Genomic DNA, 22,582 nt, shown 5'->3' on the forward strand with positions numbered 1-22,582 from the left:
AATGCGTAATTCAATCTGTAGCATCCTATTTACTGGATGTATACTCATCTTTTCGGCATGTGAAAAAGACCAGCCCGAACCGGAAAACGAAGAACTTTCTACAAACTTAGATAGTAGTGCCAAAAGTGGTGCACTACAGTTGTACAATGATTTTTATGTGGCTTCCACGAACGATACCAACGATGTTGCGTGGACAGGAAATGTGTCATCATGTACTCCTGGCACGGTACCACAAGAGACCCAAACTAAAATTCTTCAGCGAATCAACTATTACCGACATGCGGTAGGGTTACCTCCTTTAGAGAATGTAAATACCGATAAAAGCGGCCAGGCCCAACAGGCGGCATTAATGATGCATGCCAATAACTCTTTAAACCATTTTCCACCTTCTAATTGGAGCTGCTATACCGAAGACGGTAGCACGGCAGCGGCCAACTCTTTGCTTACCTCTGCACAAGGGGCGGCGGCGGTTGTATCCTATATAAGAGACCACGGCGCGGCGAACGGCCCGGTCGGCCATAGAAGATGGCTGCTATGGCCAAGGCTTAACGAAATAGGCATTGGCAATACCAGTCAATACAATGCTCTTTGGGTCATTGGAAACCCAGGGCCAAGGCCACAAGACACCCCAGAGTTTATTGCATGGCCTCCAGAAGGTTTTATACCCAAGCAGGTCGTTTACCCAAGATGGTCGTTTTCTATTGCTTCCGCTGATTTTAATAATACCGAGATAAGCATGAGGTACAAAAATGGCGAATCAATTAGTGTACAACAAGAAGAATTAGATAGTAATTATGGGGATGCAACTATTGTTTGGGTACCCAACATCAACACCAACACTTTAGTGGAAGATACGGTTGTTGAAGTTACTGTGCGTTCTGTTGGAATCAATGGGGTGAATCAAGATTTCGATTATGAAGTCATCTTATTCGACCCAACAGCTAACTAACGGTAAAAATTCATTTCGTCTAAATAAACCCAAACCGGTTCGGGTAACATAGGTCTTATATTTTTACCCTCGTTATGCGCTTTTCTAATAAAGGTTGAAGAAATTTCCATGATAGGTGCGTTCACCCTATGTATTTTAGGGTGACTCTCAAACTGGTGCTCTATCTTACCTTCCGATAGGCGTGGGTAAACAAATATTTCATGGTTCTCAAGAATAACCTCGTAGTTTTTCCACTTGTGAAATCCCTTAAGGTTATCTTCTCCCATTATTAAACTAAAGGAGTACCCATCACCGTACTTCTCGTCTAAATGAACTAGTGTATTAATCGTATAATTTGGTTCGGGCAAATCAAACTCAATCTTGCTAGGTTGCAACTTCGGATAATCTTTTGTTGCGAGGTAAACCATCTCATACCGATGGTTATTGGCAAGTAGGTTCTTTTTCTTTTTAAATGGACTCACAGGAGTTACCACAAACCAAATCTCGTCGAGGTCGCTATATTCTGCCATATGGTTGGCAATAACCAAATGCCCGATATGAATAGGGTTGAATGTTCCGAAGTAGAGGCCAACCTTTTTCATTGAATATGTTATTCTGGTTGATCTTTGATAAAATCAGTCACTAATTCATACGCCTCTTGCAACGCGGTATCTAAATCATAGTTTTTTATGATTTTATCGAACTGCGGCGCCGTCGCCAACTCTACCGACGCTTTGGCTATTCTCATGTTGATTTTGTCATCGCTCTCAGTACTTCTTTTCTTTAGGCGAATCTTTAGTTCATCAACACTCGGAGGTTTTACAAAAACCGCTAAGGTAACCTCAGGAAACTTTCTTTTGATGCGTAACCCACCTGCCACGTCGATATCAAAAATCACATTTTTACCTTCGGCCCACAATCGTTCGATTTCTGTTTTAAGGGTGCCATAAAAATTATCACGATACACCTCTTCCCACTCTAAAAAATCATCATTTCTGATATGGTTTTTAAATTCGGAGATAGACATGAAATAATAATGCTCGCCATGCTTCTCTTTCACCCTTCGCGGCCTTGAGGTCGCCGATACCGAAAACGCAAGGTTAAGTTCCGGCTTGCCCAGCAAGTGCCTTACTATTGTTGTTTTACCACTACCCGAAGGTGCCGAGAAAATAATTAGTTTACCTCCTTCCATCAGTCAATAAGTTGGTGTACCTACAGTACGTTAAGCATTTGTTCTTTGATTTTTTCGAGCTCGTCTTTCATTTGCACCACCAATTGCTGCATAGGCGCATAGTTGGCCTTTGAGCCTATGGTATTGATTTCCCTTCCTATCTCTTGAGAAATGAACCCTAATTTTTTTCCGTTTGAATCAGAAGACCCTAACGTTTCCGAGAAATATTTCAAGTGGTTCGCTAAGCGCACCTTTTCTTCAGTTATATCGTACTTTTCAAGATAATAGATCAATTCTTGCTCGAATCTATTCGCATCGACATCGGCCTTGATGTCAGAAACAGCTTTGTTCAACCTTTCCCTGACCTCTTTTTGGCGATCTGGGTCCATGGTCTCAACTCTTTTCAAAAGGTTTTGTAAGTTTTCGATTCTCATCAAAAAATCACGCTCAAGAACCCCACCTTCTTCGGTTCTAAATTTATTGATTTCCTTTAAAGCTTCTGAAACTGCCGTCTGAATATGACCGAACTCTTCTTCATCGATATCTTCTCTTTCGGTTTTTAGGGCATCGGGCATTCGTAGCGCCATATCCAATAATTTAAGCTCGTCTCCCCCGGCAATCGACCTTAATTGGTTCATGTAGTTTATAACGGCCAGCTCATTGACTTCAGCAGATGTTTCATCACCTGTAAACTCAACATACAAACCAAAATCGACCTTACCCCTTGAAAGCGAACTGGCAATCGTTTTTCGTAGCTCTAGTTCCTTTTCTCGATATGCGGATGGCATTCGGGCGTTAAGGTCAAGACTTTTGCTGTTCAGCGATTTTAATTCTACCGTAATTTTCTTGGTTGGAAGTTGGATTACATGCTTACCAAAACCGGTCATCGATTGAATCATAGGAAATATAAAATTTTGCCAAAGGTAACTGAAAATACGGGAAGTCGCCCATATGTGAAAGAATGAGCCCAGAAAGAAGATTTAGGAAACATTTTTACATAAAAAAAGCCGCTGAATATTCAGCGGCTTTTCTCGAACCTAATTTTTAAAGTTCGCGTATCTTAATATTTTTAAAGGCAACCTGGTTACCATGGTCTTGAACGCCAATTTTTCCTGAAACGTATTTCCCGAAATGTTCCCAATTCGCGAATTTCGATTTAGAAACCATTACATTCCACATTTCGTTTCCAACAGGAAACTCGACTGTTTTCTTACCGTTAAGCTCAACGCTACCTTTTTGTTCTTTATGGTTTACGGTAATCACCATCGTATTCCATTCTCCCGCAGGGTTTGTTACATCTTCGGTTGGATCGACCATATCGTACAAAGCTCCTGCTTGATGAGAAAGCCCGTTCTTAGCATCTGGGTGCTTCTCATTATCGATTACCTGAACCTCAGGACCTGACTCATAGGGCTTCCCTAATCCTGCTTCTTCATTGATTCCCCAGAAAACGCCGCTATTGCCTCCTTCAGAAATTTTCCAATCTAAAGAAAGAACAAAATCGGTGTATTCCTTTTCGGTAACCAAGTCGAATATTTGGCCTCGTTCCCTTTTTTCTGGTGGATAAAACACCATAGCACCATCTTCGATCTTCCAGTTGTCTGAAATATCATCTTTCATGTATTCTTTCCATCCGTCGAATGACTTTCCATCGAATAGAACAGTCCATTCTGATTCTGAAGTCTCTGTTTTTGCCTCTGCCATGGTCGGTGTTTCTTCTGCGACAGTTTTCTCGGCTTTTTCTTTACATGCAAATGCCATTAATGCACAACATGCCATTAGGGTTAGTTTTCTCATTAGAGTTTTTGGATTTATTTGTTGTTTGAATATACTTGAATAATTAAGGGGCTTTAGCAGCCCCCAACTTTACGATCCCAATATTTTTTTGAGCATGCCTTTGTCGATTTCGGCACCCGCAAAATCATCAAAAGTCTTTTCGGTCGCTTCGATGATATGATCTTGTATGAATTTTGCGCCTTCCCTCGCCCCTTGCTCCGGGCTCTTAATACAACATTCCCATTCCATTACGGCCCAAACATCGCAGCCATATTGGGTCAACTTTGAAAATATAGTCTTAAAGTCTATCTGGCCGTCGCCAAGCGAACGATATCTACCGGCTCTCTGCCCCCAATCGTTATAGCCACCGAATGCACCTTTTTTACCCGTTGGGTTGAATTCTGAATCCTTTACATGAAAAGATTTAATGAACTCGTGATAATGGTCGATATAAGTAATATAATCTAGCTGCTGAAGTACGAAGTGACTTGGATCATAAAGAATGTTCACTCTTTTGTGATTACCCGTGGCCTCTAAAAACCGCTCAAAAGTATCGCCATCATGTAAATCTTCACCTGGGTGTATTTCATAACAAACATCAACACCTTCTTCATCAAAATGGTTCAATATGGGCATCCATCTTTTGGCAAGTTCTTCAAAACCCATTTCTACCAAACCGGCAGGTCGCTGCGGCCATGGGTGCCATGTATGCCAAAGTAATGCTCCAGAAAAGGTGGCGTGCGCCTTAAGGCCCAATCTTCTACTTGCAGTCGCCGCCTTTTTGACCACGTCAACCGCCCATTCTGTTCTCGCCTTAGGGTTGTTCTTTACCGAATCAGGTGCAAAATTATCGAACATAAGGTCGTACGCCGGATGAACGGCAACCAACTGACCTTGTAAGTGTGTTGAAAGTTCTGTAATCTCAAGACCGTAAGAGTTTACTTTTCCCTTTAGTTCATCACAGTAATCTTGGCTTTCTGCTGCCTTATCGATATCGATAAGAAATTTCTCCCAAGTAGGTATCTGTATACCTTTATAGCCTAAATCTGAGGCCCACTTGCACATACCATCCAACGTATTGAACGGTGCCTTACTGTCTACGAATTGGGCCAAAAACACGGCCGGTCCTTTGATTGTTTTCATTTTCTAGTGTATTTGTTCTATTCTGTCGACTTACCTCAACCCATTGAAAGTTTGATAATAAGCCCTATATTTAATTCTGTATTTCGCCTATTTTTTTACAAAAATTGGGAAGTTATAAATATAGGGAATCCGAGAGTATATACATAGAATTATGCCTATGAATGGTCTAATGTCAATTAGGGCTTACAAGCCATGATAAGAGGTGGTAAAATAAAAGTCTTTATATGAGTTGTTTACATACGCCTCAAATAAAGCCCTTTGGGCCACGTAACTAAAAAAACTTTCGATTCATCTATAAACCGATATTTATTAAGCTTTAAAACGTAAATTGTTTTGATAGCCTTACACGGTTATATTTAATTTTGCATTCTATGGAAAATGCTTCGGCACGAAATCTTTGGGGCGATTATTTAGACAAGCATTTGGAGTACGCCTTCAACGAAGCCCCCAAGGTGGTACACTTCTGCCATAACCAATTAGATGCCAATGAATGTGCATCTTTAGTGAAAAAAGGAATTAAGAAAGCGACATCGCCCTCTCTTTTAGGCCTTCAATATAGAAAGGAAGCCTTACCTAAAATTGGCGATTTTATGATTGTAACCGATTGGGAAGGTCAAGCTCAATGTCTTGTGAGAACCACTTCTGTACGCCTTAGACCATTCTTTAGTATTGATGAAGCCTATGCCCGTATTGAAGGTGAGGGTGATCAAAGTCTAGCGTATTGGCGCAAGGTTCATTGGGATTACTATACCAAAGAGTTATCGGAATATGGCAGAAAGCCAAATGAGAGCATGATTGTGGTATGCCAAGAATTCGAGAAGGTTTTCGACCGTTAGTTATTGAAGTTGGCCCGTTTCTGCATCTAAAATTCCATAAACCGCATCTCTATCATCATTTTCCGGAGTAGCCTGAACGCTACCTATAAAAACTATCTGGCCGTTAACCATTTGAAAGCTGGTCAAATTTTCGTTGCTTCTTGGCCCGTAGAAATAATCCCAGTTCATAGTATCATCACTATTTACTCTTGATATTGCCAATTCACTTCTAACACTGTAGCCACCGATGATGATATCGTTATCTACTACAATGGCATCTACGACGGCCCAATAATCATCGAACAGCAATCGCTCTACTTGCTCTCCGTCTTCCTGTTTCAATTTCATAAATAGCCCTTGGGGTACTTGACCAGTACTAGCACTTTCTTCCCTTCCTATACAACCGAATAGAAGCAGTTCATCACCTACATGCATCATTTTATTAATGTAATGATTCGCTGAAAAATCTGCTTTTATGTTTTCAAATTTCTGTTCCCATAGAGTCTGCCCATTCTCGGCACCAAGATTGAATACATTTAAAGTATCGTGTAAGTTACTATCACCCTCTTTAGTAGTGTTGGTGAAATACAGGCTATCACCACTCCAATACCCCTTCGAATTACGTGAAGAGTTGAACGTTCGGTGCCAAATTTCTTCAAAATTGTAATCTATCGCCGCTATAGTGGTTTGATTGCCAAAAAAATCGATGGTAACATAAAGGGCGGCATCAGTGACCGTAACAGAGGTCGCTCTGCCATTTAAATCGAGAATCTCCATATAGCCGCCAAAAAGGTAACTTTTCAACACCTCTCCCTTATCATTCATGTTTTGAATAACAGGAAAAGAACCTCCCATCACGAAACGCCTACCGACCAATAAAAAGGTACCATCAGGCAAGGATACCACCTGAGATACGTCGAACCCTCCTTCAATTTCAACTATTATCTCCTCTATTAATTCGAGTTCAGGGCTCAACTTGCGTATGGCCAGGTCGTTTTCGAGACGGTCGATGGTTTCATTAATCTTCTCAAAGCCTATAAAACCTTCACTGGTAGTATGTAGACTGACCCCCATATCGTACTCTTTCTCATTACCGAAGAATTGAAGGCCAATTTGCGGTTCTTCTTCTACAACCGGATCGGGGTCATGTTGTTCCTTTGGGTTTTCATTACCGGAAGGTGCATCATCTTTAGAACATGAAACGAAAAATACGGCTAGAACAAGAAGCAGGGGAAGTTTACGCATAATGAAATATTAGGGTAACATAACGGCCGAGAACCTTGTAATATTTTGCCAAGAATTTAAGGAAGTAGGAGTGTGCCAAGAAAAAATCCCCAAAACCTTTCGGTTTCAGGGATTTACAAATTTCAAATTTTTAAGAGTAAAAACTAGTTCTCAAGTTCTACCCAAGTATTGCCATTTTTATTCGATTCTACGGTAGCCTCAATGAAGTTCATACCCCTAACACCATCTTTCATGGTTGGGTAACCACCATTGTTTTGCTCTTCCCCACGAATGGCACGTGCCACACCTAAGTAGATATTGGCCATCGAATCAAAGATACCTTCTGGGTGACCTGCCGGCAACTTAGTGCCGTCTAGCGAAAACTCACTATTATAGGCATGCCCTGGCTTATATATCTTGGTAGGCTCGGTATCGCTCATCATGTAAAGGAAATTTGGCTTCTCTTGCTCCCATCTAAAAGATGCCTTTTCACCATAAATGGCAATGGCAAGGCCATTCTCTTCTCCGGTTGCAACTTGACTACCTCTGATCACACCTTTTACATGGTCTCCCATTCTAATAAGAACAGTACCATCAACATCCATTTGATTGTCTTCATACAAGTAGTTGAAATCGCATAATAACGATTTAACCTCTAGACCAGTAGTGTATTCTACTAAGTTGAAGGCGTGAACCCCTATGTCGCCCATACAAGAACTGATACCAGCTTTCTTAGGGTCAAGTCGCCATACACTAGATCTTTTTTCTTTGTCATGAATGATTGGATTGATCCAACCTTGGTAATAGCGAGCATCTACCTTGTGTATTTTACCCAAAGCACCCGCCTTTATCATTTCTCTCATCTGACGAACCATTGGGTAGCCAGTATAGGTATGGGTCAAAGCAAAAACTGCCCCTGATTTTTGATGCGCCTCTTGCAAGACTTTCGCTTCTTCTAGCGTGGTAGTCATCGGCTTCTCGCAAATCACATGAAAACCATTGTCCAACAATTTTTTAGCCATAGGAAAATGCAAGAAATTGGGCGTAAGAACCGAACAGACCTGTATTCTCTCATCCTCAGGCAATTTCAATTCTTCTTCCACCATCGTATCAAAATCTTTGTAGATACGGTCGGTAGGAACATCAATTTCTTTGGCAAAGGCCATATTCTGTTCAAAGTCGGGGTTAAAAACTGCCCCTACAATTTGGTAGTTGTCATTTATGTGAGAAGCTACACGGTGTAAAACCCCGATAAGGGAATCACCGCCGCCTCCAAGTATTCCTAATCTGATTTTCTTTGGCATTGTAATCCTATTTAAATAATTGAAAAGTGAATTTTGAATTAAGGGTAACAATTTACTAAAATAGCTACGATTTATAGGCTATTTTTTCATTTTTGAACAGCAAAAGAAACAAAACCATGACCAAGAAAGCGAATGCCGCAGGGTAGGTCCAAATGGTTTGCCAATCGTGACCGGTTTCCTCAAGAATAAAGAAATCGGTTATCTTTCCGGCTACCCAAAAACCAATAAGCATTCCACAACCATAAGTGGCCAGGGTAATGAGACCTTGCGCAGCACTTTTGTAGGCTGCCCCAGCTTTACTATCAGTGTAAATTTGGCCAGAAACAAAGAAGAAATCATAACAAATACCGTGCAGGGCAATGCCTAATAAAAGAATATAGGTTTCCTCCCCTCCGCTTGCGATAGCAAAAAACATGTACCGCAATGCCCAGGCAAGCATAGCGACCATTATGGTCATCTTGAAGCCAAATCGTTTGAAGAAATAGGGTAACAGCAGTAAAAACAAGACTTCCGATACTTGGCCTACCGTCATTTTACCCGCAGGATTCGAAACACCTATCTCCCCTAAAAACTGACCGGCATGCTGGTAATAAAAAGCCAAGGGTATGCATATAAGAACCGATGCCAAAAAGAAAACAAGAAAGTTTCTATCTTTTAATAACGAAAGTGCATCCAACCCCAACATTTGTGTCACGGAGACTTTTTCCGATTTGTTCGCCTTCGGTGGTGTTTTAGGCAATGTAAAACTAAAAACACCCAAGATGGCGGATGAAATAGAAGCCATTAAAAATGTATTTCTCAAAAGCCCCTCTGAAATACCAGTTTGTGAATCCCAATTTAGAATACTGATCAGAATACCTGCGACTATCCATCCGGCAGTACCGAATACACGAACGAAAGAAAACTCTTTCGCCGGGTCTTTCATTTGCCCGAACGATACCGAATTGACCAAAGCCAAGGTTGACATATACATAACCATGTAGGCCAATAAGTAGGGAAAAAAACTTCCAAAATCAGTGGCCTGGTAAAGCAAGTACATTAAAACGGCGCCCAATAAGTGTAGAAAGCCCAGAATTCGCTCAGCATTAAAAAACCTATCGGCTATCAAACCTATAATAAACGGTGAAAGTATAGCGCCCCACGATTGTGTCGAATAGGCCATAGCAATCTCACCGCCATTAGAGCCCAATGTGTTGGGCAAATAAATACCTAGGGTAACGAACCAACTGCCCCAAACGAAAAATTCAAGAAACATCATTACCGAAAGTTGAACTCGAATTTTCGTACCCATCAATTATCGTTTGTAAAAAATATAATCAGATACCAAGGGCTCGATTCCGTTCTGCCTAAAATCCATGGCTATCTGCCCTCTATGATGTGCCGAATGATTTATAATGTGAAAAAGAACGTCTTGAATGGTATTGGTGAACAACCTGCCTTCTGAATTCTCATAGTCAATTCGCTTTTCGAAATTCTCTGTTTCAGAGGTTATATCGAAAGATGCACGTTGGTTCTCATAGTGAATTTCGCTCCAATTCGAAATTTCGTGCACTTGAAAAACGGTATACAGACTTTTCTCTTGGCGCAATCTTGCGTTCCAAATATGGTGGGCGTTAAGCACATGACTGAATAGACCGATACTCTTCTCCGGTACTGTATCTAGAGTATCGCAATATTCAATTAACTTCTTGTTACAAAAGTAATTGTAATCGAAAAGCTGGTTAAAAAATGATTTCACTTAGGTATGGTCGATTGGTTTTCTGCTTTTTAACCTAATTTTTTGGCAGCCTCTAAAAGCAGCTCTTTGGTAGCCAAGATACCTGCCTCTTCATCTAGTTCGCTGCCTTCATATTCAACACCGATAAAACCTGTATAGCCATGATCTTTTACAATTTTCAACATCTTGGCATAATCTATTTCGGTCTCATTGCCGTCTTCATCAAAGTTATGTGATTTTGCGCTTACGGCCTTTGCATATGGCATTAATTCTTCAACACCTTTATAAATGTCGTACATCTCTTCACAATCCCAAGTGCCTTCTTTGCGCTTGATACAGAAATTGCCAAAATCAGGCAGCGTTCCACAATTGTCCATATCCACCTTTTTCATCACCTCGGCATGCAGTGCTCCATTAGATGATAGTCCACCATGGTTTTCGACCAGAACATTGATGTTTTTTGTTTTTGCATAAGTGCTCAATTTGGTAAGACCATCTACTGAGTTCTGAATCCACTCATCTGGGTCATTACTACCGTTCAAGTTTACCCTAACCGCATGGCAGCCCATCGCAGCAGCAGCATCGACCCATTTTTTATGTTTTTCTATGGTCTCGTTTCGCTCATTCTCATCGCTCACGGCCAAATTACCTTGCCCATCTATCATGATAAGTACGTTCTCGAGCCCGTATTTTTCTGCCTCTGCATTCGATTTTTCAACGAAAGCCGCCATGGCCTCTTCTGAATATCCTGCTTCTTCAAGTTCAGGATTATACAATTGGCTCACGTATTCTAAACCGGTAAAGCCCCAGTTCTTAGCCTTTTCGGCAAATGTGTACGGATCCACCTTGTCTTCACGAATCATTTTATGTATTGACCATTGTGCCAATGACAGTTTAAAAAACGGTGCAGCCGCCTCATTCTCGGTAGTAATGGCTTCTTCGGTGCCCTCTTCTTTTTTCTTGGTTTCTTTACAAGCATAAATGCCCATGATAGAAAGTGCTGCACCAGCCCTTGAGCTGTTTAAGATAAACTTACGTCTTTTCATTTGTTAGGATTAGATAATTGTATTTGAAGGATTTGGAGCTTGTTCGCCATCGAATATGCGAAACTATTAAGGTATACAGCGAATAAATGTAGAAAATTAATTTAATATTTAATAAATTTAGGGACTAAACAATTTCGTAAATGAGCAAATTTTATTACAACGAAGAGCAAGAATCTTACGATGCCATTGTAGTAGGTACTGGAATCAGTGGAGGCTGGGCCGCAAAAGAACTTTGCGAGAGCGGACTCAAAACGTTGGTTCTAGAACGTGGGAGAATGGTAAAACACGTTGAAGATTATGAGACCGCCAATAAAGACCCCTGGGATTTCCCCAATGGCGGTGTCGCCACCAAAGAGATTATCGAACAACAGCCGAAACAGCACAGAACTGGCTATACTACAAGCCAGGCCAGCCACATGTGGTTCGTAAACGATTTAGAACACCCATATAACGAGACCAAGCGTTTCGACTGGATGCGTGGTTACCATGTAGGTGGTCGTTCTCTTCAATGGGGTAGACAAAGCTATCGTTGGAGTGATATTGATTTCGGAGCCAATGCCAGAGAAGGAGTTTCAATCGATTGGCCCGTGCGATATAAAGATATCGCGCCTTGGTACGCCAAGGTCGAAGATTTTATCGGAGTAAGTGGTGAGGCGTTGAACCTTGAGCAACTTCCTGACAGTAACTTTTTGCCTCCGATGGAGCTGAACTGTGTTGAGCAACATTTTCGTGAGCAGGTAGCCGACAAATTCGGCGGTCGTGTCGTTACCCCTGGTAGAACCGCGCACATAACAGGCGACAAGGCTTTTGAAGGAAGAACCAAATGTCAATTTAGAAACCGCTGTATCAGAGGGTGTCCTTTTGGCGCCTATTTCAGCAGCCTTTCATCAACGCTGCCTGCGGCCGAGGCCACTGGTAATTTAACGCTAAGGCCAGATTCTATAGTTCACGAAGTAATTTACGACCCGGATACGAAGCGTGCCACTGGAGTAAAAATAATCGATAGGGTTACCAAAGAGCATTACGAGTTCAAGGCCAAAGTCATATTCCTTTGTGCATCGGCAATCGCCTCTACCTCTATTTTGATGCAATCGAAGTCGGATCGCTTTCCTAACGGATTGGGTAATGACTCCGACCAATTGGGTAGAAATATTATGGACCACCATTTAGGTGTAGGTGCACGTGGAAATTTTGACGGTTTTGAAAACAAATATTATAAAGGAAGAAAACCAAGTGGCTTTTACATTCCTAGGTTCAGAAACTTAGGAGGTGATTCAAATCGCGAATACAAACGTGGCTTTGGCTATCAAGGTGGTGCCTCTAGAGGTAATTGGGAAGATACAGTAGCAGAGCTTTCTTATGGTGCCGACTTAAAAGATGCTATCTTAAAACCAGGTGGCTGGTCGTTTGGAATGACCGGTTTTGGCGAAGTTCTACCTTATGAGGATAACAGGTTTACGCTTGACTACGAAAAGCTTGACCAATGGGGCTTACCTACAGTCACCTTTGATGCCGAATTCAAAGAAAACGAATGGAAAATGCGTGAAGACATGAAGCAATCAGCCGTAGATATGTTAGAAGCAGCGGGCATGAGAGATGTCGAGGCTTATGACAACCCTGGCGCTCTAGGTCTTGGAATTCACGAAATGGGAACGGCCCGAATGGGAAGAAGCAAAAAAACATCTGTTCTGAACGGTAACAACCAGATTCACGATGTACCCAATGTTTATGTAACCGATGGTTCTTTCATGACTTCTGCAAGTTGTGTCAACCCATCATTGACCTACATGGCCTTTACTGCTAGAGCGGTAGACCATGCGGTTAAAGAACTTAAAAAAGGAAATATATAATGGATAGGAGAAAAGCACTCAAAAATATGGGTTTGGCACTCGGTTATACCGTTGCCACTCCTACATTGATCAGTATCGTACAAAGCTGTAAACAAGAGACAGTTTTCGAATGGACTCCTGATTTCTTTGCAAAAGATGAAGGTGCGGTACTTACCAAATTGGTAGATATCATTTTGCCTAAAACCGATACCCCTTCTGCCTCTGAAAACCAAGTTCATCTATTTATTGACCGTTTTGCGGTAGAGGTGATGGACGAGAAGCAGCAAAATTTCATAAAAATGTCGATGGGCCGGTTTATGGAAAAAGCGCTTGCCGACTCTGGAAAAGAAAAGGCAGGTGAGTTGACAGCTGAAGAATTAGAGCCGGTACTTGCGGAAGCCCTCAAAGTTACGAAGGCCGATGAAGCTCAAAATTTTAAGGCCATTCAGCAATACCATGAGGCCATTGCCGAAGGAAAGGAACCTTTGTTAGATGATGGCATTTCCAGATTTGCCTTTGCCAATAATTTAAGGGGGCTTACTATTATGGCCTATAAAACTTCCGAATATGTAGGCGAGCAGTTAATGGCTTATCTACCGGTACCCGGGGAATACATTGCCTGTGGAGATGTACAGGAATTGACCGGCGGCAAGGCATGGTCTTTATAAATTTTAATTAGATAGATATCACAAGGGTCAAGGGTGTTGCAATCAATATCCTTGACCCTTTTTAACAACAACTTAATTCAACAAGAGAACCAAACTTATACTTAAATGAAAAGAAGAAATTTTATTCAAAAAACAGCATTGACGGGAAGCGCACTTACCATGGGAAGCTCGTTGGCATACGCTAGCAATAGCCTCGTCGAAAATGCCGCCCCTCATAAATTCAATCTTAAATATGCCCCTCACTTGGGTATGTTTAAGGAACTGGCCGGGGAAGACATCATCGATCAAATCAATTTTATGGCCGACCAAGGCTTTACCGCGTTTGAAGACAACGGAATGATGGGCAGAGATGTGGCCATGCAGACCAAAATGGGCGAAACCTTGGCCAAAAGAGGTATGACCATGGGCGTTTTTGTTGTTGATAAAGGCGGCAACATGGCCAACACTTTGGCCGCTGGCAAACAAGAACATCTCGATATTTTCTTAGATGGTTGTAAAAGAGCCGTAGAAGTGGCCAAAAGGGTCAATGCTAAATGGATGACCGTGGTGCCTGGTGGGTACGAAAGAAGATTACCTATTGGCGTACAGGATGGCAATGTCATAGAGGCCCTTAAACGCGGTGCTGAAATATTAGAACCTCATGGCCTAGTGATGGTCTTAGAACCCTTAAGCGATTCTCCCGACCTCTATTTACAAAACTCGGATCAGACCTATATGATTTGTAAAGGCGTCGATAGCCCTTCGTGCAAAATACTATATGACATATACCATCTTCAAAAGACCGAAGGTCATTTGATTCACAACATGGATTTAACTTGGGATGAAATCGCCTACATTCAAATCGGTGATAACCCAGGGCGAAAAGAACCCACCACAGGAGAAATTAACTATAAAAATGTCTTCAAGTGGATTCACGAAAAGGGATTCGATGGTGTTCTAGGTATGGAACATGGCAACTCAAAATCTGGAAAAGCAGGTGAACAAGCCGTTATCGATGCCTACAAAGAAGTAGATAGTTTTATGTAACTATTATTTACATATGTTATATAAGAGCGACCCTTTCTAGGTCGCTCTTTTTATTTGATTTCAAGTATTACCAAAATGTATACGTATTATGTGATTTTGTTTAAACCTGAAGAGAGGGCATTCCATTAATTTTGTGTTTTTAGTTGGGATAAATATTCCATCGGCAAAAAGTAGAGTTATGAGAGAAAAATTCAACCATTTCTAACTCTTAGTTGACCCGTTTTTAATTGGATGAAAAGAATTTTTAAAATAATAAAAAGAATGTTGGCAATCTTAGGCATACTCGTGGGTATAATAGTATTAATCGGTGTTCTCTTTATGAATTTGAGCCCTGAATTCGGCGGTAAACCTACTGAAGCGCAATTGGCAAAATATGCCAAATCTGCGAACTATAAAGAGGGCAAGTTTTTCAACTTGGGCAATGTAAAGACCGATATGAGTGCGGGCGATATGGCCAAAGCGATAGGCGGCATGTTCAAAAAGATACCCAATGCCCTGCCGGCAAAACCGCTTCCTGTAAAACCAATAGACTCTAGCGCTATTGTCAACTACAAGGGTGAAACTCGATTCATTTGGTTTGGTCACTCCGCCTTTTTATTACAGATGAACGGCAAGAATATATTGTTAGACCCTATGTTCGGTGATGTTCCTTCTCCACATCCTTTGCTAGGTACTAAAAGATTTAGCGATGGACTTCCTATAGCCATAGAAAAACTCCCTAAAATAGATGTGGTCATACTTTCACACGACCATTATGACCATCTCGATTATGGGTCCATCAGAAAATTGAAAGATAAGGTGGGGCACTTTTATACCCCATTGGGCGTAGGCAACCATCTAAAGAAATGGGGCGTTACCGAAGATAATATTACCGAGCTGGATTGGTGGCAAGAGGTTACGACCCAAGAATTCACCTTCACCAGTACTCCTGCACAACACTTCTCTGGAAGAGGTTTTTCCGATAGAGATAAAACCCTTTGGAGTTCTTGGGTAATTCAAGCCAAAGGCGAGAAAATCTTCTTTAGCGGCGATAGCGGCTACGGACCGCATTTTAAAACCATCGGCGAAAAATTTGGCGGTTTTGATTTTGCAATGATTGAATGTGGGCAATACAACGAGCTTTGGTCAGAAATACATATGTTTCCCGAGCAAACGGCCCAAGTAGGCCTAGATATTAATGCCAAAACGATTATGCCCATTCATTGGGGTGCTTTTAAGTTGGCACAACACTCTTGGGTAGACCCTGTAGAAAGGGCAGTCAAAAAGGCTAAAGAATTGAATGTATCCATCATAACACCGCAAATTGGGGTGCCAACCGTTGTCCCTCAAAACCAGCCTATCTTAAATACTTGGTGGCAAACAGCGAATCGGTAACTTTAGGTCGTCTCAATTAAGAATATGACTCATCATACCTTTAATAGTATTTCTGGGTTTCACAATCATTTTGGCCTACCAGAACCAGAAAACCCGCTATTTAGTATTGCGCACAGAGTGTTCTCAAACGAAACGGTCAACTGCGACACCGCCCCACTGGAAGAACCCGTAAGTATAACAGCCAACTTTTATACCATCGGACTTAAAAATATCATTTCTGGCGAACTCATCTACGGCCGCACCAAATACGATTGTAGTAAAGGCACTTTACTGTTCACCGCCCCGGAACAAACTATTACTTATAAAGATTTGGTGGCAAGTTCAGAAAGTTATCACATTGCATTTCATAAAGACTATTTGAACGGTAGCGTACTCTTAGACAAAATTAAGCAGTACAATTATTTCAATTACTATGTAAACGAAGCGCTTCATCTTTCACCCAAGGAGGAGGAATTGATGAAATCAATTTTCAAGAGCATTCAGTTAGAGTACCATAATAATCAAGACGAATTCAGTAAAGAAATAATTCTGTCGCATTTAGATACACTTTTAAAGTATGCCGACCGGTTTTACAAAAGACAGTTTTTAAACCGAGAAGATATTAATAAGGCTCTATTTAGCCGTTTCACCTATATTCTTGAGACTTACTACGATGATAATCATTTTGAGAAAAAGGGCATTCCATCCGTAGAATTTCTGGCCGAGCAATTAGGGGTAAGCCATCGGTACATGAGCGATACGATTAAGGCGGAGACCGGAAAAACAGCCATTGACCAAATCAACCTCTTTTTGGTGGATCGGGCAAAGAACCTGCTTTTATCACCGAACATGAGCATTTCAGAAACCGCTTATAAACTTGGGTTTGAATATCCTCAATATTTCTCTCGTATCTTTAAAAAGAAAGAAGGGATAAGCCCAAAAGAGTATAGGGAGAAGTTTAGTGTCAACTAGTATCTAAGCAGGAATCAAAAAGCAACGACCTCAACAGCATTGGTTAAGGTCGTAGACCATTGATTTTTTAATTATGCCGGAATCTCGGGCGTATTCAATCGGGCAATAGAAGCATTTATTTCTTCTTGGGAAAGTTCGTGACGAACAATCTTTCCCTCAAAATAATCATCATAAGCCTTCATATCAAAATTACCATGACCGCACAGATTAAAGAGAATGGTTTTAGAAACCCCTTCTTCTTTACATTTTTTGGCCTCTGCCACTACTGTGGCAATACCGTGAGTGGCTTCAGGTGCAGGTATAATACCTTCTGTTCTTGCAAAAAGAACACCGGCTTCAAAAACTTCTATATTATCATGGGCCACAGCCTCGATTAAATTATCCTTTAGCAATTGGCTTACAATGACCCCCGCGCCATGATATCTTAATCCACCTGCATGGATCGGTGCCGGAACGAAATCATGACCCAATGTATACATGGGCAGCAAGGGTGTCATCCCTCCTGTATCACCAAAATCATAACGAAACACACCTCTGGTCAATTTAGGGCATGACGTGGGTTCGCTAGCGATGCAGCGAATCTTTTTGCCCTCCTCTAGATTCAGCCGTAAAAATGGAAAAGCCAATCCGGCGAAATTAGACCCTCCTCCAAATGGGGCCACCACTATATCTGGCATATCGCCAGCCTTTTCCATTTGTTTGATGGCTTCCTGGCCTATTACGGTTTGGTGCAGTTTCACATGATTAAGAACACTTCCCAAGGCATATTTGGTATCATCGCGTTGTGCGGCCATCTCTACCGCTTCACTAATGGCGATACCCAGTGAACCCGGACTATCAGGATTCTCTGCCAAGATTTTTCTACCCGCCTCGGTCAAGTCGGTCGGCGATGCAAACACATTGGCTCCCCAAGCATTCATCATTGATTTTCTATAGGGCTTGTGATGATATGATAGCTTAACCATATAGACATCGCACTCAATATTGAAGTGCTGGCAGGCAAAACTAAGAGCGCTTCCCCATTGCCCAGCACCCGTCTCGGTGGTAATGCGTTTTACACCTTCTAACTTGTTATAGTAGGCTTGCGGAACGGCCGTGTTCGGTTTATGCGAGCCTGAAGGGCTTACACCTTCGTACTTGTAATAAATCTTGGCAGGGGTATCCAGCGCTTTTTCTAAACCATACGCCCGATACAGAGGTGTTGGTCTCCATAGGGAATAAATATTTCTTACTTCATCGGGAATGGTAATCCATTTTTCGGTGCTTACCTCTTGTTCGATCAGCGCCATTGGAAAAAGTGGGGCCAATGCATCGGGACCAATCGGCTGCAATGTTCCGGGATGCAAAGGAGGCAATGGTTTATTGGGCATATCTGCCACAATATTGTACCAATTTTCGGGTATTTCGTTTTCGGAAAGGGTGAATTTTCTTGTCTTCATGAAGTGCAGAATTGATGTATCTCTTTAAAGATATAAAACAACTGCATCGGATGACAGCAAGTTCTTAGTTATTGGATTAAAAAAGAGAAGTTTTTTGTGAAAAAAATCTAAATAAATGATTGAGCAAGAGCGAACAGCGTCACATTGTGCTAAAATTATGTCAAAATGTTCATTTTAAGATACTTGACATCATCCTTTAGGTATATTTGTCACGTATATACGATACAATTCGGGGCGATGGATAAATACGTAACAATACTGATCATTTATATATTGGCATATCTCTTTTCTGCCATAGCGCGACCGTATATTGAAAAATAGGAATAACTCATACACCTTCCCCCTTACCAGATAAAAACAAGAGCATAATGCACAAAAAAACCCTAGAACTTAATCTAGGGTTTGAATGCTTTTACAGTTTGTTAATCAAGAACCACACATTAAGCAGTCGTCATCGGCCTGCCCTTCTTTAGCCCTAGCTATCATTTCTCTCATTTCTTCAGGTGTCAAAGGTTGTACATCAACTTCTTGCTGAGGCTCAGGTGTTGATTTGACTTCCATTGCAACGGCTGCCTCCGCCGATGGAGCCACCGCTTCTGCTTCTGCTGCGGCCGCTACACTGACCGGAGCGGCTTTCTTCTTACTATTATCCAAAGTAAATTTAATGGCATCTACCGCAGCTTTTGTACGCAGGTAGTACATACCTGTTTTCAATCCGCTTTTCCACGCATAAAAATGCATTGATGTAAGCTTAGCATAGTTGGCATTTTCCATGAACAGGTTCAATGATTGGCTTTGATCAATGAAATAACCTCTTTGACGGCTCATATCAATGATATCTTTCATGCTCAGCTCCCATACTGTTTTATAAAGATCTCTTATTTCTTGAGGAATGGTCTCAATATGCTGAATCGATCCGTTGGCACGCATTAGCTCTTGCTTCATGTTCTCATTCCATAAGCCCAACTCAACAAGGTCTTCAAGAAGGTGCTTGTTGACTACGATAAACTCACCAGAAAGTACCCTTCTGGTATAAATATTCGAGGTATATGGTTCGAAGCACTCATTGTTTCCTAAAATTTGAGATGTGGAAGCGGTAGGCATCGGTGCCACCAACAAAGAGTTACGAACACCGTTCTTCTGAACGTCTTTTCTAAGTTTTGCCCAATCCCATCTTCCGGATAGTTCTTCGTCTTTTATACCCCATAGATTGTGCTGAAACTCACCCTGGGAAATGGGCGACCCTTCGTATGAAGAGTACGTGCCCTCTTCTTTTGCCAACTCCATAGAAGCAGTAACCGACGCATAGTATAGCGTTTCAAATATTTCTTGGTTCAAATTTTTGGCTTCATCGCTTGTAAAAGGCAAACGGAGCATAATAAAGGTATCGGCCAAACCTTGAACCCCAAGCCCTACAGGACGATGACGCATGTTCGAGTTTTTAGCCTCCGGAACCGGATAATAATTTCTATCGATTACCCTGTTCAAGTTCCTGGTCACCCTTTTGGTTACTTTAAACAGTTCTTTATGATCAAAGGCACCGTTCTTAACGAACATAGGTAAGGCTATGGAAGCCAAGTTGCATACGGCTACCTCATCCGGCGCTGTATATTCTAAAATTTCTGTACATAGGTTGGAAGAACGAATGGTACCTAAATTCTTCTGATTGCTTTTTCGGTTGGCCGCATCTTTGTACAACATGTAAGGGGTACCGGTCTCAATTTGAGACTCAAGAATCTTTTCCCACAAATCACGGGCCTTCACCGTTTTACGCCCTTTGCCCTCTTTCTCATATTGGGTATAAAGCGCTTCGAATTCTTCACTGTGTGTAGTAAAAAGACCGGGGCATTCATTGGGGCACATCAACGTCCACTCTTCATTGGCCTCTACCCTTTTCATGAACAGGTCGGAAATCCACATTGCATAAAAAAGGTCTCTAGCCCTCATTTCTTCCTTACCATGATTTTTCTTCAAATCAAGAAAATCATAGATATCAGCATGCCAAGGCTCCATATAAATAGCAAAGCTTCCTTTTCTTTTTCCACCACCCTGATCCACGTAACGGGCGGTATCGTTGAAAACTTTTAGCATGGGCACAATACCGTTCGAAGTACCGTTTGTGCCGGCTATATAAGAACCCGTAGCTCTAATATTGTGTATAGAGAGACCGATGCCCCCGGCAGATTGGCTAATTTTAGCTGTTTGCTTTAATGTGTCGTAGATGCCATCGATACTGTCATCTTGCATTGCCAATAAAAAACAGGAAGACATTTGTGGTTTTGGCGTTCCTGAATTGAACAAAGTGGGCGTAGCATGGGTGAAGTATTTTTTAGACATCAACTCATAGGTCTCGATGGCCGCTTCAATATCGTTCAGGTGAATACCCACAGAAACCCTCATCAACATATGTTGAGGGCGTTCGGCGATTTTACCGTTTATCTTTAACAGGTACGATCTTTCTAAAGTCTTAAAACCAAAATAGTCGTAGCCAAAATCTCGGTTGTAAATAATCGTTGAATCTAGTCTGTCGCTATGCTCTGAAATAACATTGTACACCTCATCGGAAAGTAACGGTGCCTTTCTATTCGTACGCGGATTGACATACTCGTACAAATCTTTCATGGTAGCCGAGAAAGATTTCTTGGTATTCTTATGCAAGTTAGACACAGAGATTCTCGCAGCCAATTTGGCATAATCAGGGTGCGTCGTAGTCATCGTAGCAGCGATCTCAGCCGCTAAATTATCTAATTCAGAAGTGGTTACACCATCATACAGACCTTCGATTACCCGCATCGCGACCTTCAAGGGGTCGACAAGGCTGTTAAGGCCATAACACAATTTTCTAACTCTGGCCGTGATCTTATCGAACATGACCATTTCTTTTCTTCCGTCTCTTTTAACTACGTACATTTTGGCTACTTTTTAAAGATGAAACTAAATTAATGGGTCTTTTTCTGTTAAATTTTTTAACAATTTATATTTCGGGCGCAAAAACCCCTTTTCTCAAAGGGGCGCATGCAATAATTTTATAATGGGTCTAAAAATCTGCGTCGAAGCTGATTTTTTGAGAATCTTCGTCTTTGTCTTTGTTAAGAACACCTGCCTTCTGGTACTCTGAAACCCTTTTTTCAAAGAAGTTGGTCTTTCCCTGTAGGGAAATCATATCCATAAAATCAAAAGGGTTGGTGACATTATACACCTTATCGCAACCCAGTTCGACCAACAACCTATCGGTAACAAATTCTAAATATTGAGTCATCAATTTTGCGTTCATACCGATTAAGCTCACTGGCAAAGATTCGGTAATAAACTCTCTTTCTATGGTCAAAGCATTCGTTAGAATCTGAGTAATTCGCTCTTTAGGAACCTTATTGATCAGGTGCTTGTTATGAAGATGTACGGCAAAATCACAGTGCATACCCTCATCTCTTGAAATCAATTCGTTCGAAAAGGTAAGACCTGGCATCAAGCCTCTCTTTTTCAACCAGAAAATAGAGCAAAAAGCCCCAGAAAAGAAAATACCTTCAACGGCAGCAAAAGCTATTAAGCGCTCTGCAAAGCTTGGAGACTCTATCCAGTTCAACGCCCAATCGGCTTTTTTCTTGATAGCGGGAAAGTTTTCAATGGCCTTGAACAACACATTCTTTTCTTTCTCATCCTTTACATAAGTATCGATTAAGAGTGAATACGTTTCAGAATGAATATTCTCCATCATAATCTGAAAGCCGTAGAAAAATTTGGCTTCGGGATACTGCACCTCGCTTACGAAGTTTTCGGCCAAATTTTCGTTCACTATACCATCTGAGGCAGCAAAAAACGCCAAGATATGTTTAATGAAATAATGTTCATCTTCATTTAACTTATTGTTCCAGTCGTTCAAATCTTCATGAAGATCGATTTCTTCCGCTGTCCAAAAACAGGCCTCACATTTTTTGTACCATTCCCAAAGATCATGATGTTGAATAGGAAAGATTACAAAGCGGTCGTCATTTTCTTCCAGAATAGGCTCTACAGCGGTGGACATATTTAAATTTTTTAAAAAAATTGTGTGATGGGATGAACGGTTTCCCTCGTGATGGGTTAACAAAGATGAAAAAAAACCGCTGCTTTCAAGGGCGCTGGCGGCTATTTCTCTTATAAAGTTTTTAACACAAATTGTTGAAATGTACCT

The 22,582-nt window shown here is 41.4% G+C and carries 20 protein-coding genes; 7 read left to right on the forward strand and 13 right to left on the reverse strand.

All coding sequences use genetic code 11. The features are described 5' to 3' along the window. Nucleotide 1: 1 nt before the first annotated feature. Nucleotides 2–949, forward strand: a complete 948-nt coding sequence (locus IL356_RS02835; RefSeq protein ID WP_121847309.1) for a CAP domain-containing protein — start codon at nt 2–4, stop codon at nt 947–949. Here the strand turns inward: IL356_RS02835 and nadD are convergent. The 5 genes from nadD to IL356_RS02860 form a co-directional block, all read right to left on the reverse strand. Then, nucleotides 946–1,530: a nicotinate (nicotinamide) nucleotide adenylyltransferase gene (gene nadD, locus IL356_RS02840; protein WP_121847308.1), complete on the reverse strand. Its 585-nt coding sequence runs from the start codon at nt 1,528–1,530 to the stop codon at nt 946–948. The genes IL356_RS02835 and nadD overlap by 4 nt on opposite strands. Before the next feature lie 8 nt (nt 1,531–1,538). Beyond that, complete coding sequence (gene gmk / locus IL356_RS02845; RefSeq protein ID WP_121847307.1) at nt 1,539–2,120, reverse strand: guanylate kinase; 582 nt, start codon at nt 2,118–2,120, stop codon at nt 1,539–1,541. Between the two features lie 20 nt (nt 2,121–2,140). After that, nucleotides 2,141–2,998 carry a YicC/YloC family endoribonuclease gene (locus tag IL356_RS02850; RefSeq protein WP_121847306.1) on the reverse strand — a complete coding sequence of 286 codons (858 nt, stop codon included), beginning with the start codon at nt 2,996–2,998 and terminating at the stop codon, nt 2,141–2,143. Between the two features lie 145 nt (nt 2,999–3,143). Then, a complete protein-coding gene (locus IL356_RS02855; protein ID WP_121847305.1) occupies nt 3,144–3,896 on the reverse strand; it encodes a 3-keto-disaccharide hydrolase in 753 nt (250 codons plus the stop codon). A gap of 69 nt (nt 3,897–3,965) precedes the next feature. Beyond that, nucleotides 3,966–5,018, reverse strand: coding sequence for a sugar phosphate isomerase/epimerase family protein (locus IL356_RS02860; protein ID WP_121847304.1), 1,053 nt, complete (start codon nt 5,016–5,018; stop codon nt 3,966–3,968). A gap of 371 nt (nt 5,019–5,389) precedes the next feature. On the opposite strand from IL356_RS02860, the gene IL356_RS02865 reads away from it, so the two are divergent. Further along, complete coding sequence (locus IL356_RS02865; RefSeq protein ID WP_121847303.1) at nt 5,390–5,854, forward strand: ASCH domain-containing protein; 465 nt, start codon at nt 5,390–5,392, stop codon at nt 5,852–5,854. Here the strand turns inward: IL356_RS02865 and IL356_RS02870 are convergent, their stop codons facing one another. The 5 genes from IL356_RS02870 to IL356_RS02890 all read right to left on the reverse strand — a co-directional run bounded on the left by IL356_RS02870 (nt 5,855) and on the right by IL356_RS02890 (nt 11,124). After that, nucleotides 5,855–7,078, reverse strand: coding sequence for a PQQ-binding-like beta-propeller repeat protein (locus tag IL356_RS02870; protein ID WP_121847302.1), 1,224 nt, complete (start codon nt 7,076–7,078; stop codon nt 5,855–5,857). 143 nt (nt 7,079–7,221) lie between these two features. Then, a complete protein-coding gene (locus tag IL356_RS02875; RefSeq protein WP_121847301.1) occupies nt 7,222–8,361 on the reverse strand; it encodes a Gfo/Idh/MocA family protein in 1,140 nt (379 codons plus the stop codon). Nucleotides 8,362–8,425: 64 nt separating this feature from the next. Then, nucleotides 8,426–9,652 (reverse strand): nucleoside permease, encoded by a 1,227-nt coding sequence (locus IL356_RS02880; RefSeq protein WP_121847300.1) that lies wholly within the window; start codon nt 9,650–9,652, stop codon nt 8,426–8,428. A gap of 3 nt (nt 9,653–9,655) precedes the next feature. After that, a complete protein-coding gene (locus IL356_RS02885) occupies nt 9,656–10,099 on the reverse strand; it encodes a DinB family protein (RefSeq protein ID WP_121847299.1) in 444 nt (147 codons plus the stop codon). Between the two features lie 29 nt (nt 10,100–10,128). Continuing rightward, complete coding sequence (locus tag IL356_RS02890) at nt 10,129–11,124, reverse strand: sugar phosphate isomerase/epimerase family protein (protein ID WP_121847298.1); 996 nt, start codon at nt 11,122–11,124, stop codon at nt 10,129–10,131. A gap of 140 nt (nt 11,125–11,264) precedes the next feature. Between IL356_RS02890 and IL356_RS02895 the strand changes: the two genes are divergently transcribed. The 5 genes from IL356_RS02895 to IL356_RS02915 all read left to right on the forward strand — a co-directional run bounded on the left by IL356_RS02895 (nt 11,265) and on the right by IL356_RS02915 (nt 16,972). Further along, on the forward strand, nt 11,265–12,974 hold the full coding sequence (locus tag IL356_RS02895) for a GMC oxidoreductase (protein ID WP_121847297.1): 1,710 nt from the start codon (nt 11,265–11,267) through the stop codon (nt 12,972–12,974). After that, complete coding sequence (locus IL356_RS02900) at nt 12,974–13,621, forward strand: gluconate 2-dehydrogenase subunit 3 family protein (protein WP_121847296.1); 648 nt, start codon at nt 12,974–12,976, stop codon at nt 13,619–13,621. The genes IL356_RS02895 and IL356_RS02900 overlap by 1 nt, the downstream gene beginning before the upstream one ends. A 105-nt stretch (nt 13,622–13,726) precedes the next feature. Continuing rightward, entirely contained in the window at nt 13,727–14,647 is a 921-nt protein-coding gene (locus tag IL356_RS02905) for a hydroxypyruvate isomerase family protein (protein WP_121847295.1), read from the forward strand. A gap of 261 nt (nt 14,648–14,908) precedes the next feature. Then, nucleotides 14,909–16,021, forward strand: a complete 1,113-nt coding sequence (locus tag IL356_RS02910) for an MBL fold metallo-hydrolase (protein WP_121850557.1) — start codon at nt 14,909–14,911, stop codon at nt 16,019–16,021. 24 nt (nt 16,022–16,045) lie between these two features. Then, nucleotides 16,046–16,972 carry a helix-turn-helix domain-containing protein gene (locus tag IL356_RS02915; protein ID WP_121847294.1) on the forward strand — a complete coding sequence of 309 codons (927 nt, stop codon included), beginning with the start codon at nt 16,046–16,048 and terminating at the stop codon, nt 16,970–16,972. A gap of 71 nt (nt 16,973–17,043) precedes the next feature. Here the strand turns inward: IL356_RS02915 and IL356_RS02920 are convergent, their stop codons facing one another. From IL356_RS02920 to IL356_RS02930, 3 genes are all read right to left on the reverse strand, one after another. Then, the gene (locus IL356_RS02920) at nt 17,044–18,411 is read right to left on the reverse strand and encodes a TrpB-like pyridoxal phosphate-dependent enzyme (RefSeq protein WP_121847293.1); all 1,368 of its coding nucleotides are present in this window, start codon (nt 18,409–18,411) and stop codon (nt 17,044–17,046) included. A gap of 426 nt (nt 18,412–18,837) precedes the next feature. After that, nucleotides 18,838–21,321 carry a ribonucleoside-diphosphate reductase subunit alpha gene (locus IL356_RS02925; RefSeq protein ID WP_121847292.1) on the reverse strand — a complete coding sequence of 828 codons (2,484 nt, stop codon included), beginning with the start codon at nt 21,319–21,321 and terminating at the stop codon, nt 18,838–18,840. Between the two features lie 127 nt (nt 21,322–21,448). Further along, nucleotides 21,449–22,435 carry a ribonucleotide-diphosphate reductase subunit beta gene (locus IL356_RS02930; RefSeq protein WP_121847291.1) on the reverse strand — a complete coding sequence of 329 codons (987 nt, stop codon included), beginning with the start codon at nt 22,433–22,435 and terminating at the stop codon, nt 21,449–21,451. Nucleotides 22,436–22,582 lie beyond the last annotated feature (147 nt).

The organism is Euzebyella marina, assembly GCF_014855515.1.
Taxonomy (GTDB): Bacteria; Bacteroidota; Bacteroidia; order Flavobacteriales; family Flavobacteriaceae; genus Euzebyella; species Euzebyella marina.

Excerpts from the sequence above, each read along its gene's own strand:
- IL356_RS02850 (WP_121847306.1), bottom strand. The coding sequence starts at position 2,998 with ATGATTCAATCGATGACCGGTTTTGGTAAGCATGTAATCCAACTTCCA.
- IL356_RS02920 (WP_121847293.1), bottom strand. The coding sequence starts at position 18,411 with ATGAAGACAAGAAAATTCACCCTTTCCGAAAACGAAATACCCGAAAAT.
- IL356_RS02925 (WP_121847292.1), bottom strand. The coding sequence starts at position 21,321 with ATGTACGTAGTTAAAAGAGACGGAAGAAAAGAAATGGTCATGTTCGAT.
- nadD (WP_121847308.1), bottom strand. The coding sequence starts at position 1,530 with ATGAAAAAGGTTGGCCTCTACTTCGGAACATTCAACCCTATTCATATC.
- IL356_RS02890 (WP_121847298.1), bottom strand. The coding sequence starts at position 11,124 with ATGAAAAGACGTAAGTTTATCTTAAACAGCTCAAGGGCTGGTGCAGCA.
- IL356_RS02880 (WP_121847300.1), bottom strand. The coding sequence starts at position 9,652 with ATGGGTACGAAAATTCGAGTTCAACTTTCGGTAATGATGTTTCTTGAA.
- IL356_RS02915 (WP_121847294.1), top strand. The coding sequence starts at position 16,046 with ATGACTCATCATACCTTTAATAGTATTTCTGGGTTTCACAATCATTTT.
- IL356_RS02875 (WP_121847301.1), bottom strand. The coding sequence starts at position 8,361 with ATGCCAAAGAAAATCAGATTAGGAATACTTGGAGGCGGCGGTGATTCC.
- IL356_RS02855 (WP_121847305.1), bottom strand. The coding sequence starts at position 3,896 with ATGAGAAAACTAACCCTAATGGCATGTTGTGCATTAATGGCATTTGCA.
- IL356_RS02895 (WP_121847297.1), top strand. The coding sequence starts at position 11,265 with ATGAGCAAATTTTATTACAACGAAGAGCAAGAATCTTACGATGCCATT.
- IL356_RS02905 (WP_121847295.1), top strand. The coding sequence starts at position 13,727 with ATGAAAAGAAGAAATTTTATTCAAAAAACAGCATTGACGGGAAGCGCA.
- IL356_RS02835 (WP_121847309.1), top strand. The coding sequence starts at position 2 with ATGCGTAATTCAATCTGTAGCATCCTATTTACTGGATGTATACTCATC.
- IL356_RS02860 (WP_121847304.1), bottom strand. The coding sequence starts at position 5,018 with ATGAAAACAATCAAAGGACCGGCCGTGTTTTTGGCCCAATTCGTAGAC.
- IL356_RS02900 (WP_121847296.1), top strand. The coding sequence starts at position 12,974 with ATGGATAGGAGAAAAGCACTCAAAAATATGGGTTTGGCACTCGGTTAT.
- IL356_RS02910 (WP_121850557.1), top strand. The coding sequence starts at position 14,909 with ATGTTGGCAATCTTAGGCATACTCGTGGGTATAATAGTATTAATCGGT.
- IL356_RS02865 (WP_121847303.1), top strand. The coding sequence starts at position 5,390 with ATGGAAAATGCTTCGGCACGAAATCTTTGGGGCGATTATTTAGACAAG.
- gmk (WP_121847307.1), bottom strand. The coding sequence starts at position 2,120 with ATGGAAGGAGGTAAACTAATTATTTTCTCGGCACCTTCGGGTAGTGGT.
- IL356_RS02870 (WP_121847302.1), bottom strand. The coding sequence starts at position 7,078 with ATGCGTAAACTTCCCCTGCTTCTTGTTCTAGCCGTATTTTTCGTTTCA.
- IL356_RS02930 (WP_121847291.1), bottom strand. The coding sequence starts at position 22,435 with ATGTCCACCGCTGTAGAGCCTATTCTGGAAGAAAATGACGACCGCTTT.